Genomic DNA, 11,914 nt, shown 5'->3' on the forward strand with positions numbered 1-11,914 from the left:
TCGCGGTCCTCGCGGCGCCGGCGCAGGCATTAGGGCACGGTCCCGGCCCCGGACAAGGCCCCGGACACGGCCCCGGACACGGCCCCGGCCCAGGCCACAGCCACGGCAATCCGCTCCACGGGAAGACGAAGTTCTACGTCGAGCCGTCGAACAACGCCGGGAAGCAGGCCGACATCTGGGCGGCCGAGGGCCGCGAGGACGACGCGGCGCAGATGCGGGCCCTGTCCAAGGTGTCGCAGGCCGTCTGGTTCACCAGCGGCACACCCGCCGAAGTGCACAAGGCGGTGCGGCAGACGATGGTCGAGGCCGCCAAGCAGCATGCCGTCCCCGTGCTGGTGGCGTACTACGTACCGGGGCGGGACTGCTCGCAGTACTCGGCGGGCGGTGCTCCCAGCGAGGCCGCGTACCGCGCATGGATCGACGCCTTCGCCAGGGGGATCGGCGGCGGCGAGGCCGTGGTCATCGTCGAGCCGGACGGGCTGGCGCTGCTGTCCAGCGAGCCGTGGTGCAACGAGGGCGGCGGAGGCACCACCGGAACGCCGGAGGACCTCACCAAGGTCGATGAGCGCTTCCGCGAGATCAACTACGCGATCGGCGCCCTGCAGCGCCTGCCGCGCACCGGCGTCTACGTGGACTCCGGGCACTCGGACTGGCAGCCCCTCAACGACTACGACGCCGGCTATGGCGAACCGAGCGCCCAGCTCGGCATGGCCAGCCGCCTGCTCAAGGGCGGCATCGCCAAGGCCGACGGCTTCGCGCTGAACGTCTCCAACTACCGCAGCACCGACGAGCTGGTCGCGTACGGCACCCGGCTGTCCGAGTGCCTGCGCTTCCGCCAGAAGACCGGCGCGGACGAATGCTCCGACGCCGACCTGGCCACCGTCCGGGACGACCCGCGCAAGCTCCCCCACTTCGTCCTGGACACGAGCCGCAACGGCCAGGGACCGTGGGCGCCGCCGGCGGACAAGTACAGCGACGCCCAGGTCTGGTGCAACCCGCCGGGCCGGGGCCTCGGCGCGCGGCCGTCGACGCACACGGGCAACCCCGTGGTCGACGCCTTCCTCTGGATCAAGCGCCCCGGCGAGTCCGACGGCCAGTGCACCCGCGGCACCGCCGGCCCCGAGGACCCCGAGTACGGGATCGTCGATCCGGCCGCCGGCGCCTGGTGGCCCGAGTACGCCCTGGGCCTCGCCCAGCGAGCCGTCCCCCCGCTCCGCTGACCGACCCGAACCCGTAACGGACGCGGCGGCCCGCGTCCCCCATCGGAACCGCGGCCCCCGGGCTCTGATCTCCAGCCAGGTCAGAGCCCGGGGGCCGCGCTTCTGACTCGGCGCGGGAAGGGCGAACACCGCGCCTGTCCGCATGGAGCGCCGGTCACGCGGGGTGGTCCGGGAGGTGGGCCAGCAGCTGTTCGGCGGTGATCGGCAGGTCGCGGACGCGGTGGCCGGTGGCGTGGTGGACGGCGTTGGCCACCGCGGCGCCCGAGCCGACCTGGCCGATCTCGCCGACGCCCTTGACGCCCAGCGGGCCGGTGACCGGGTCGTCCACCTCGATCAGGACGACGTCGACGTCGGGTGCGTCGGCGTTGACCGGCACCAGGTAGTCGCCGAGGCTCGCGTTGGCCCACCGGCCGAGGCCGGTGTCCATGCGGGTGCCTTCGAGCAGGGCCTGGCTCATCCCCCAGAGCATGCCGCCCATCAGCTGGCTGCGGGCCGTCATGGGGTTGAGGACGCGGCCGGGCGCGAACGCGCCGGTCATGCGGCGCACCCGGACGAGGCCGAGGTCCGCGTCGACCGCGACCTCGGCGAACTGCGCCCCGAACGTCAGCAGCCCGTGCGGGGTGTCATGCGGCGGGGGGTCCCAGCTGCCGACCGCTTCGGTGTCGTTCATGAGGCGCCGCCGCATGAGGTCGCCGTAGGTCTCGCCGGCGTCGCCGGCGGTCATCCGGCCGCCGGTAACGGTGATCTCGGCCGGGTCGGCGCCGTACAGGGGCGACTCGGGGTCGTCCACGGCGGTGGCGATCATCTGGTCGCGGACGGCGACCGCGGCGTCGTGCACGGCGGCGCCGACCATCATCGCCCCGTTGGACCCCACGGGCGAGCCGGCGGTCGGCATGTCGGTGTCGCCGTAGTCCAGGCGGACGTCCCCCAGGTCGAGGCCGAGGCCGTCGGCGGCGACCTGCGTCAGGACGGTGGTCATGCCGGTGCCGAACTCCTGGGCGGCGGTGGACACGACGGCGGTGCAGTCGGGGTACAGGCGGGCGCGGGCGCGCTGGGTGCGCATGAAGAACGCCACCGGGTACGCCGCGGCGGCCATGCCGGTCCCGATCAGCCAGTTCCCCTCGCGCCGGACGCCGGGGCGCGGGTCGCGCCCGTCCCAGCCGAACCGCTCCGCGCCCTGCCGCAGGCATTCCGCGAACCCGCCGCTCGACCACGGGTGGCCGGTGTTCGGGTCGACGTCGGTGAGGTTGCGCATCCGCAGCTCGACCGGGTCGACGCCGAGTCCGCACGCGAGCTCGTCCATGGCGCATTCGAGGCTGAACACCCCGGCGGACTCCCCCGGCCCGCGCGTGAACGTGGGCGTCATCGTGTTGCCGCGCACCAGGCGGTGCACGCCCTCGAAGGCCGGGGCGCCGTACATCTGGGACGCCGCGCCGAACGCGGGCTCGGCCCAGTCGTCGAACGGCGAGGTGACGGAGATCTTGTGGTGCCGGATCGCGGTCAGCGCGCCGTCGCGCCGCGCCCCGAGCGTGACGCGCTGCTCCTGCTCCTCCCGGTGCCCGCAGGAGGTGAACATCTGCTCGCGCGTCGCGGTGAGCCGGACCGGGCGCCGGACGTGCCGGGCGGCCAGCGCGGCGAGCGTCACGTGCGGCCACACCATCGCCTTGGAGCCGAACGCGCCGCCCACGAACCGGGTCAGCACCCGGATCTTCGACTGCGACATGCCGAGCAGGGCGGCCACCGTCAGCTGCACGGCCTTGATGCCCTGGCACGAGTCGTACAGCGTCAGCCGGTCGCCGTCCCACACGGCGGTGGTCGTGAGCGGCTCCAGCGCGTTGTGGTGGTTGGCGGCGAACCGGAACGCGGCGTCGACCCGCACGTCGGCCGCCGCGAGCCCGTCCTCGGCGCTGCCGCGGGCCAGCCGGGCGGGCATGAAGCCGCCGAAGATCTTCTCCGGTTCGCGGGCGCCGGCGCGGCCCTGCTCGATGACGGTGACGGACGGCGCCTCGTCGTACTCGGCCTCGACGAGGGCGGCGGCGTGGCCGGCCTGCTCCAGCGTCTCGGCGACGACGATCGCGACCGGCTGGCCCGCGTAGTGCACCTCGTCGTCCTGCATCGGGAAGAACGTCTCGCCGGGCGCGGGCGCGCCCAGCAGGGAGGGGATCAGCGGGACGCGGGCGACCCGCGGCAGGTCGTGCCGGGTCAGCACCGCGACGACCCCGTCCGCCTCCTCCGCCGCCGCCGTGCGGATCGACGCGACCCGCCCGGCGGCCACCCGCGCGCCGACGATCCGCGCGTGCACCAGGCCGGGCAGCTCGATCTCCCCCGAGTAGCGGGCCGCGCCGGTGACCTTCTCCCGGCCGTCGACCCGCGGGACCTCCCGTCCGATGGACGCCCTCATCGCTCCGCCCCCTCCGTGAGCATGGCCAGCGCCCGGACGGCGGTCCGGCGCGCCAGCTCGACCTTGAAGGAGTTCAGCGGCCTCGGCTCCGCCGCCGCCAGTTCGTGCGCGGCCGCCTCGCCGAAGGCGTCCGCCGTGGCCGGCCCGCCGAGCAGGCTCCGCTCGGCGGCCCGCGCCCGCCACGGCTTGGTCGCGACGCCGCCGAGCGCCAGCCGCACCTCGGCGACGGCGCCGTCCCGGACGTCCAGCGCCGCCGCGACCGAGACGAGCGCGAACTCGTAGGACGCGCGGTCGCGGACCTTCAGGTACACCGACCGCCGCGCGACCGGGACCGCGGGCACCTCGATCGCAGTGATCAGCTCGCCGTGCCGCAGGGCGCGCTCGTGCTGCGGGGTGTCGCCCGGGAGCAGGAAGAAGTCGTCGATCGGGATGCCGCGCTCGCCGTCCGGACCGCGCGTGCGGACCACCGCGTCCAGGGCGGCCAGCGCGACCGCCGCGTCGGACGGGTGCGCGGCGATGCACTTGTCGCTGGTGCCGAGCACCGCGTGCCCGCGGTGGAAGCCGGGGATGGCGGCGCACCCGCTGCCGGGCTCCCGCTTGTTGCACGGAGAGACGGCGTCGCGGAAGTAGGAGCACCGCACCCGCTGGCACAGGTTGCCGCCCATCGAGGCCATGTTCCGCAGCTGCGGCGAGGCGCCCAGCAGAAGCGACTGCGCCACCATCGGGAACCTCTCCGCCACCCCCGGCGCCCGCGCCACGTCGCTCATGCGCGCCAGCGCGCCGATGCGCAGGCCGCCGTCCGGCAGGTCCTCGACGCGGTCCAGCGGCAGGTCGTTGATGTCCACCAGCAGGTCCGGCCGCAGGACGTTCTGGCGCACCAGGTCCACCTCGGTCGTGCCGCCGGCGAGGAACGCGCCGCCGGGACGCTCCCGGACCGCCGCGATGGCGGTGCCGACGTCCGCCGCCCGCACGTAGTCGAACGGCCTCACCGCCCCGCACCGCCCTTCGCGTCGCGGACGTCGCGGATCGCGGCGCGGATGTTCGGGTACGCCGCGCACCGGCAGATGTTGCCGCTCATCCATTCGGCGATCTCGGCATCGTCGCCGGCGTGGCCCTCGTCCAGCAGCGCCACCGCGGACATGATCTGCCCCGGCGTGCAGTAGCCGCACTGGAACGCGTCGCGGGCGATGAACGCCTCCTGCACGGGATGCAGTCGGTCGCCGTCCGACAGGCCCTCGATGGTGGTGACCTCGTGTCCTTCGCAGGCGATAGCGAGCGTCAGGCAGGCCAGCACACGGCGGCCGTCCACCCGCACCGTGCAGGCGCCGCACGTGCCCTGGTCGCACCCCTTCTTCGAACCGGTCAGCCCGAGATGCTCGCGCAACGCGTCCAGCAGGCTCACCCGGGGCTCGATCCGCAGGCGCCGCTCCCGGCCGTTGACGGTGAGCACGACAGCGCGGGCCCGGGGACCGCGCACCTCGGGCCGCGCCTCGACGTCCATCCCCATGGGCACTCCTCCAAGATCAGATACAGATCACTCTCCGTAGCGGAGGGAGTGCCCACAACGCGCCCGGTCTCACATCCCGCCGAGCGTGCCAGGGCATCGATCCGACCACCCGAGACGGGGTCACGGACCGGCGAACATCCGTCCAACGGGCGGACCGTATAGGACGTGGCCGACACCGGCCGCCCCGGCAGGGCCACGCCGAGGGCGCCGGCTCCTGCCCTGCGGACCGAGTGCTCCTTACCCTTGGAGAGGACGCACCGCCAAGGGGGCCACCGCCGGCCCCTGCCCCCCGCACACTTCGCGTGAGGACGCTGGACGGATGACCCGGGTTCTGGACGGCGGCGGCCACGAGCCGCAGTTCGAGATCCGCTTCTGCACCGCCGAGGACGGAGTGCGGATCGCCTATGCCACGGTCGGACATGGGCCTTTCCTGGTCGTGCCTCCCGCCTGGATCAGCCACCTGGAGCTCATGTGGCGGGACCCGGCCGTGCGCGCGTTCGTCCTCGCCCTGGCCGAACACCGGACGGTACTGCTGTACGACAAGCCCGGGTGCGGGCTGTCCGGCCCGTGGCAGGGCCGCGGGACGCTGGACGCCGAGGTCCGCGTGCTGGAGGCCGTCGTCGATCACCTGGAGCAGGAGCGCGTCGACCTGCTGGGGGTCTCGACGGCCGCGGCGGTGTCGCTGGCCTTCGCCGTCCGGCATCCGAAGCGGGTCGCGCGGCTGGTCGCCTACGGCGGTTACGCCGACGGCGGCAAGGTCGCGTCCGCGGAGGTCCGGGCGACCATGCTGGACACGGTGCGCAAGCACTGGGGGGCGGGCTCGGGTGTCCTGGCCGACGTCTTCATGGCCGACGCCACCGGGGATGAGAAGGCGCGGTTCGCCTCGTTCCAGCGCGACGCCGTCACCGCGGAACTCGCCTGCGAGCAGCTGGAGCAGTGCTTCGAGGCGAGCGTGGAGGACCGGCTGAACCGCGTCGCCACGCCGACGCTGGTGCTGCACCGCCGCGGCGACCGCGCGATCCCGTACCGGCTCGGGCGCGACCTCGCCGCGCGGATCCCCGACGCGCGGCTGGTGACGCTCTCGGGCCGCAGCCACTTCCCGTGGGCCGGCGACTCCGCCGCGGTCGTCCGCGCGGTCCTGGGGCACCTGGGCGCGGGCCGTCCGGAGCGCCGCGGCCCGCGGCCCGTGCTCACCCCGCGCCAGCGGGAGGTCGCGGCCCTGGTCGCGGACGGGATGAGCAACCGCCAGATCGCCCTGCGGTTAGGGATCCGGGAGCGTTCCGCCGAGGGCCACGTCGAACGGATCCGGCACCGGCTCGACGTCCACTCCCGCGCCCAGATCGCCGCCTGGTGGGCCCGGCACAACAACTGAGGCGGGGCCGGGCGCCGCGTCAGCGGGCGAGGTCGCGGGTGAGCCGGTGGAGGCGCAGGGCGAGCTGCACTTCGAGGGTGTGGTCCGGGCTGTTCCAGTCGACGCCGAGGAGGCGTTTCACGCGGTCGAGGCGCTGCGTGACGGTGTTCGGGTGGATGTGCAGCCGCTTCGCGCTGGCGACGAGGCTCTGCCCGGTGGCGAAGTAGGTTTCGAGCGTCTCCATCAGCATGGTCGACCGCTGCTCGTCGTGCCGGATGACCGGGCCGAGCGTCCGCACCACGAACCGGGTCGCGGACGCCCCGTCCCCGAGGAGCAGCCCCGCGTACCCGAGGTCGTCGGTCGTGGCGGCGGCCCCCTCGCGTTCGAGGCGGAGCAGCGCCTGCGCGCAGGCCAGCGCCTCGGCGTAGGCGGCGGGCAGGTCGGCCGGGTCGTCCACCGGTCCCGCCGCGCCGACGGTGACCGGCGACCGCAGCCGCATCGTCATCGACCGCGCCACCTGGCGGCCCGTCAGCGACGGGTCGTCGGACGGGATCACCAGGACCGCCCGGCCCTCCCGCACGGTGCTCAGGCCGTCGCGGGCGGCCGCGAGGTCGGACGCCACGGAGGCGAGGCCCCGCCGCTTCTCCGCCCGGATGTGCGCGACCACGACGGCGTGCCGCTTCTGCGGCTGGTAGCCGATCCGCAGCGCGCGCTCGGCCAGCGAGGAGTACGTGCGGGCGTCGGGGGTGAGGAGGTCGTCCAGCAGCTCGCCGCGCACCCTGGCCTCCGCGGCGGCGAGGTTGCGGCCGAACAGCTGGAGCAGCGAGGCGACGACGGCCGCCCGTTCGAGCAGGCGCCGGTCCAGGTCGCCGACCTCGGCGGACGTCTCCGGCGGCGCCCACACCAGGGTGCCGAGGTTCTCGCTGCCGGCGACGAGGTCGGTGGCCCAGTACAGCTCGCCGGCCTGCCCGTCCGCCGCGGCGGCCATGCTCTTCAGCACCTCCCCGGACGCGCCCGGCGTCCAGGCGACGGGGGTCTGCAGCTCGTCGAAGATGGCGAGCACGCCGCCGAGCTGGTCGCCCGTCGCGGTCACGACCTCCTGCACCCCGCCGCCGCGCAGCACGATGTCCATGCTCTGGTCGTGCGCCGCGACCGCCCGCTCCTCCTCGACGGTGTGCCGCCGCAGCGCCTCGTTCGCCTGCCGCAGCGCCGCGATCGCCTGGTCCTGCTCGTGCCGCTGCCGCGCCTGGTCGATCGCGGACGCGGCGAGCGCGGCGAAGGAGCCGAGCAGCGCGATGGCGTCGTGGGAGAACGGGCCGGGCGTGCGGTTGGAGGCGAAGAGCACCCCGATGACGGTTCCGTTGCGCAGCGGCACGCCGACGATCGACACCTGCCGCTCCGCCCGCACCGACGCGTCCACGGCCGGGTCGTGGGCGAGCCGCTCGTCGCTGAAGTAGTCGGGCGTGGAGAACGGCGTGCCCGTGGCGGCGACCCGGCCCCCGATGCCGACGCCGAACGGGATCCGCACGTCCTTCCAGGCGGAGGACGTCGCGCCGACCATCACGCGCATGCGGGTCGAGCGGTCCTCGTCGTCGTTCAGGCTCAGGTAGGCCATGTCGCAGCCGAGCAGCCGCTGCGCCTGGCTCACGATCAGGTGGAGGATGGCGTCCGGATCGCTGCGGTCCTCCGCCAGCTCCTTCGCGCACTCGACCAGCGCGCGCTGCTGCTCCCCGCGGACGCGCTGCTTCTCCAGCATGTCGCGCAGCCGGAGCGCGAGCGTGTGCTCGGCCTGCAGCTCCTCCAGCTCGGCGGGCGACGCGGCGTCCGCCGCCGTGGCGCGCAGGACGTCGTCGTAGTGCGGCAGCGGTGCCCCGTCGACGAGAAGCCGGAGATAGCTGTGCCCGTTCACACCGACGTCGACCCTTCCCTATAGTAAGTAAGCGCATAGTCACCGCTGCGGACGCTCGTGTCAAGGCTCGCCCGAACCGAGGGCTCGCCGCGCAGAGGCCCGCCGGGGCGTGCGCCGGTAGCATGCCCCGGTACGCGAAGGAGGCGAGAGTCGCGGATGCCCAGACGGCAGGCGCGGTTCACCGCGCAGGACCTGGCGGACGACCCCCGGCTGCAGGACCACTCCCCCGACCTCTGGCGAGCGGAACTCGGCACGGTGCAGCGCGGGCTGCTGACGTCGGCGGTGCGCTGCTTCGCCGCGAACGGCTTCCACGCCACGACCACCCGCGACATCGCCGAGGGGGTCGGCCTGAGCCCGGCGGCCCTCTACGTCCACTTCCCGTCGAAGGAACTGGTCCTGTTCGAGATCATCCGGGTCGGCCACGAGCGGGTGCTGGCGCACGTCCAGGACCCGGCCATCCTGGCCCTGGAGAGCTCGGCGGACCGGCTGCGCGCCATCGTCTCGGCGTACACGTCGTGGCACGCCCGCCACCACGTGGTCGCGCGCGTCTGCCAGATGGAGCTGAGCGGCCTCACGGCCGAGCACTACGACGAGATCGTGGAGATCCGGCACCGGACCAACGCGTTCTACCGCGACGCGGTCGCCCGCGGGGTCGCCGACGGCTCGTTCGCCAAGGTCGACGTCAAGCGGGTCACGCGCGCGATGCTGTCGCTGAGCATCGACCTCGTGCGCTGGTACCGGCTCGACGGCCCCGATTCGCCGGAGCAGCTCGGCGAGTTCTACGCCGACCTCGCGCTGAAGCTGGTCGCCCGGGACGGGCCCGGCGCCTAGCGTCCGACCCGCCGGAAACCGCGGCCGGGCGGGCTTTCCGCACTGCTGACTATGCGCTTAGTAAGCGGCTAGGATGATCCGGTCGGCCGCCGTAGCCCGATGGTGCTGGAGGTTCCATGCACGGCCTGATGCAGGACCGGCCCCTCGACGTCTCGATGCTCGTCCGCCGCGTCGAGCGGCTGTTCGCCCACAAACGGGTCGTGACGGCGACGGCGGACGGCGAGGTCGCCGCCACCTGGCACCGGGTCGCCGCCCGCGCGCGCCGGCTCGCCGCCGCGCTCGACCTGCTGGACGTCCCGCGCCACGCCCGCGTCGGGACGTTCGGCTGGAACTCCCAGCGCCACGTCGAGCTGTACCTCGGCGTCCCGAGCGGCGGCCGCGTGCTGCACACCCTCAACCACCGGCTGTTCGCGGCCGAGCTGGCCTACATCCTCAACGACGCCGAGGACGACGTCCTGTTCGTCGACCGCTCCCTCATCGGGACGGTGTGGCCCCTCCTGGAAAAGGCCCCGACCGTCCGCCACGTCGTGCTCATGGACGACGGCGGCACGGACGAACCGCCCGAGGACCCCCGCGTCGTCGACTACGAGGCGCTGCTCGCCCAGGCCCCCGATGCCGCGCCGCCTGCCGCGGTGGACGAGAGGGACGCGGCGAGCCTCTGCTACACGTCGGGCACGACCGGGCGCCCCAAGGGGGTGCTGTACAGCCACCGGTCGATCGTCCTGCACGCGCTCATGCTCCTCGGCGCGGACAACTTCGCGATCAGCGAGCGCGACGTCGTGATGCCGATCGTGCCGATGTTCCACGTCAACGCGTGGGGGCTGCCGTACGCCGCGATGCTCGCCGGCGCCGACCTCGTGCTGCCCGGCCCGGCGATGAACTCGGCGGCGCTGGCCCGCCAGATGTCCCGGCACCGCGTGACGGTCACGGCGGGGGTCCCGGCGATCTGGCGCTCGCTGCTCCCCCTGCTCGACGGGATCGACGTCTCGTCCCTGCGTCTGGTCGTGTCGGGGGGCAGCCCGGTGCCGGACGCGCTCGCGCGGGCGTGGCACGAGGCGGCCGGCGTCCCGCTCACCAGCTCGTGGGGCATGACCGAGACCAGCCCGGTGGTGGCCGTCTCGCGGCTCGCGACCGTGCACGACGGGCTCGGCCCCGACGTCCGGCGCGCGGTGCTCGCCCGCCCCGGCCCCTCGCTCCCGCTGACCGAGGTGCGCCTGGCCGGCGACGACGGCGGCGCCGTGGAGCACGACGGCGCGACACCGGGCGAGCTGCAGGTGGCCGGGCCCACGATCGCGTCCGGCTACTTCGGCGCCGACCCGGGCGAGCCGAGCTTCACCGAGGACGGCTGGCTGCGCACCGGCGACGTCGCCACCATCGACAGGTACGGCTACATCGACATCGTCGACCGCACCAAGGACCTCGTGAAGTCCGGCGGCGAGTGGATCTCCTCCGGCGCCCTGGAGAACGAGATCATGGCGCATCCGGACGTGGTGGAGGCCGCCGTCATCGGCATACCGGACGAGCGGTGGGGCGAGCGGCCGCTGGCCTGCGTCGTCCTCGCCCCGGGCGGCGAGCTGGACGAGGAGGGCCTCCGCGCCCACCTGACCGGGCGCGTCGCCTCCTGGTGGATCCCCGAGCGGTTGTGGGTCCTGCCCGAGATTCCCAAGACGGGCACGGGCAAATTCTCCAAGGTGGCCCTGCGGGAGCGATGGCGGCGGCTCGCGGGGACGGAATACGGTTGAGCATTCAACCTCACGGGAGGGCAGCATGACCGGTACGGCGCACACGGTGATCAGCGGCTTCCGCTTCCTGGAGGCCCCGCGCTGGCGGGACGGGCGCATCTGGGTCTCCGACTTCTACACGCACCAGGTCGTCTCGGCGCGCGAGGACGGCGCCGATCTGCAGGTCGAGGCCGTCGTCCCCGAGCAGCCGTCCGGGCTGGGGTGGCTGCCGGACGGGCGCCTGCTCGTCGTCTCCATGCGCGACCGCCGGATCCTGCGGCGGGAGGCGGACGGCTCACTGGTCGTCCACGCCGACCTGGGCGAGCACGCGACGGGCCACCTCAACGACATGGTCGTCGACACCGAGGGCCGGGCGTACGTGGGCAACTTCGGCTTCGACCTCATGGGCGGAGCGCCGCTGGAGACCACCGCCCTGCACCGGGTCGACCCGGACGGCACGGTGACGGAAGTGGCGGACGACCTGTGGTTCCCCAACGGCAGCGTGATCACCGGGGACGGCGTCCTGCTGGTGAACGAGACGTTCGGCGACCGGGTGACGGCCTTCGACGTGACCGCCGACGGCCGGCTCGTGAACCGGCGGGTGTGGGCCGAGTTCGGCCCGCTGCCGGCCGAGCGGTCCGTCGGCGACATCCTGGCCGGGGTCGCGACGGCCCCGGACGGCGCCTGCCTGGACGCCGAGGGCGGCCTCTGGATCGCCGACGCCCTCGGCGCCCGGCTGATCCGGGTCGTCGAGGGCGGCGAGATCACCGACGAGGTCGGCTTCGGCACCAACGTCTACGCGTGCGGGCTCGGCGGCTCCGACGGCCGGACGCTCTTCGCGTGCGCCGCGCCCGACTTCGACGAGAAGGCCCGGAAGTCCGCGCGGGAGGCCGAGCTGCTCTCCGTCCGGGTCTCCGTGCCTGCGGCCTGATCGGGGGTCTGATCGGCGGCCCGATCGGCGGACTGATCAGCGG

9 protein-coding genes are annotated in these 11,914 nt (G+C 74.1%); 5 read left to right on the forward strand and 4 right to left on the reverse strand.

Features of this window, described 5'->3' with window-relative positions; translation table 11 throughout:
* Positions 1-173: 173 nt before the first annotated feature.
* The gene (locus ACIWVC_RS25915; protein WP_396454682.1) at positions 174-1,220 is read left to right on the forward strand and encodes a glycoside hydrolase family 6 protein; all 1,047 of its coding nucleotides are present in this window, start codon (positions 174-176) and stop codon (positions 1,218-1,220) included.
* A gap of 154 nt (positions 1,221-1,374) precedes the next feature.
* Here ACIWVC_RS25915 and ACIWVC_RS25920 read toward each other — a convergent pair whose 3' ends face one another.
* The 3 genes from ACIWVC_RS25920 to ACIWVC_RS25930 are packed head-to-tail and all read right to left on the reverse strand — an operon-like array spanning position 1,375 to position 5,128.
* The gene (locus ACIWVC_RS25920; RefSeq protein ID WP_396450511.1) at positions 1,375-3,621 is read right to left on the reverse strand and encodes a xanthine dehydrogenase family protein molybdopterin-binding subunit; all 2,247 of its coding nucleotides are present in this window, start codon (positions 3,619-3,621) and stop codon (positions 1,375-1,377) included.
* Positions 3,618-4,610 carry an FAD binding domain-containing protein gene (locus tag ACIWVC_RS25925; RefSeq protein ID WP_396450513.1) on the reverse strand — a complete coding sequence of 331 codons (993 nt, stop codon included), beginning with the start codon at positions 4,608-4,610 and terminating at the stop codon, positions 3,618-3,620. Before ACIWVC_RS25925 ends, ACIWVC_RS25920 begins: the two co-directional genes overlap by 4 nt.
* Positions 4,607-5,128 (reverse strand): (2Fe-2S)-binding protein, encoded by a 522-nt coding sequence (locus ACIWVC_RS25930; RefSeq protein WP_396454679.1) that lies wholly within the window; start codon positions 5,126-5,128, stop codon positions 4,607-4,609. The genes ACIWVC_RS25925 and ACIWVC_RS25930 overlap by 4 nt, the downstream gene beginning before the upstream one ends.
* A 319-nt stretch (positions 5,129-5,447) precedes the next feature.
* Here ACIWVC_RS25930 and ACIWVC_RS25935 point away from each other — a divergent pair, with 319 nt between their 5' ends.
* Complete coding sequence (locus ACIWVC_RS25935; RefSeq protein WP_396454680.1) at positions 5,448-6,500, forward strand: alpha/beta fold hydrolase; 1,053 nt, start codon at positions 5,448-5,450, stop codon at positions 6,498-6,500.
* 19 nt (positions 6,501-6,519) lie between these two features.
* On the opposite strand, the gene ACIWVC_RS25940 is transcribed toward ACIWVC_RS25935, so the two are convergent.
* Complete coding sequence (locus ACIWVC_RS25940) at positions 6,520-8,388, reverse strand: helix-turn-helix domain-containing protein (RefSeq protein ID WP_396454681.1); 1,869 nt, start codon at positions 8,386-8,388, stop codon at positions 6,520-6,522.
* A 156-nt stretch (positions 8,389-8,544) separates the two neighbouring features.
* On the opposite strand from ACIWVC_RS25940, the gene ACIWVC_RS25945 reads away from it, so the two are divergent.
* The 3 genes from ACIWVC_RS25945 (at position 8,545) to ACIWVC_RS25955 (ending at position 11,871) form a co-directional block, all read left to right on the forward strand.
* Positions 8,545-9,219, forward strand: a complete 675-nt coding sequence (locus ACIWVC_RS25945) for a TetR/AcrR family transcriptional regulator (RefSeq protein ID WP_396450521.1) — start codon at positions 8,545-8,547, stop codon at positions 9,217-9,219.
* Between the two features lie 116 nt (positions 9,220-9,335).
* Positions 9,336-10,961, forward strand: a complete 1,626-nt coding sequence (locus ACIWVC_RS25950) for a long-chain fatty acid--CoA ligase (RefSeq protein WP_396450523.1) — start codon at positions 9,336-9,338, stop codon at positions 10,959-10,961.
* Between the two features lie 25 nt (positions 10,962-10,986).
* A complete protein-coding gene (locus tag ACIWVC_RS25955; RefSeq protein WP_396450525.1) occupies positions 10,987-11,871 on the forward strand; it encodes an SMP-30/gluconolactonase/LRE family protein in 885 nt (294 codons plus the stop codon).
* The last annotated feature ends 43 nt before the right edge of the window (positions 11,872-11,914 follow it).

Source organism: Actinomadura sp. (assembly GCF_044508335.1).
Classification (GTDB): Bacteria; Actinomycetota; Actinomycetes; order Streptosporangiales; family Streptosporangiaceae; genus Spirillospora.

What these genes read in the sequence shown, in the direction of transcription:
- ACIWVC_RS25945 (WP_396450521.1), top strand. Translation starts at nt 8,545, where the DNA reads ATGCCCAGACGGCAGGCGCGGTTCACCGCGCAGGACCTGGCGGACGAC.
- ACIWVC_RS25920 (WP_396450511.1), bottom strand. Translation starts at nt 3,621, where the DNA reads ATGAGGGCGTCCATCGGACGGGAGGTCCCGCGGGTCGACGGCCGGGAG.
- ACIWVC_RS25950 (WP_396450523.1), top strand. Translation starts at nt 9,336, where the DNA reads ATGCACGGCCTGATGCAGGACCGGCCCCTCGACGTCTCGATGCTCGTC.
- ACIWVC_RS25955 (WP_396450525.1), top strand. Translation starts at nt 10,987, where the DNA reads ATGACCGGTACGGCGCACACGGTGATCAGCGGCTTCCGCTTCCTGGAG.
- ACIWVC_RS25930 (WP_396454679.1), bottom strand. Translation starts at nt 5,128, where the DNA reads ATGGGGATGGACGTCGAGGCGCGGCCCGAGGTGCGCGGTCCCCGGGCC.
- ACIWVC_RS25935 (WP_396454680.1), top strand. Translation starts at nt 5,448, where the DNA reads ATGACCCGGGTTCTGGACGGCGGCGGCCACGAGCCGCAGTTCGAGATC.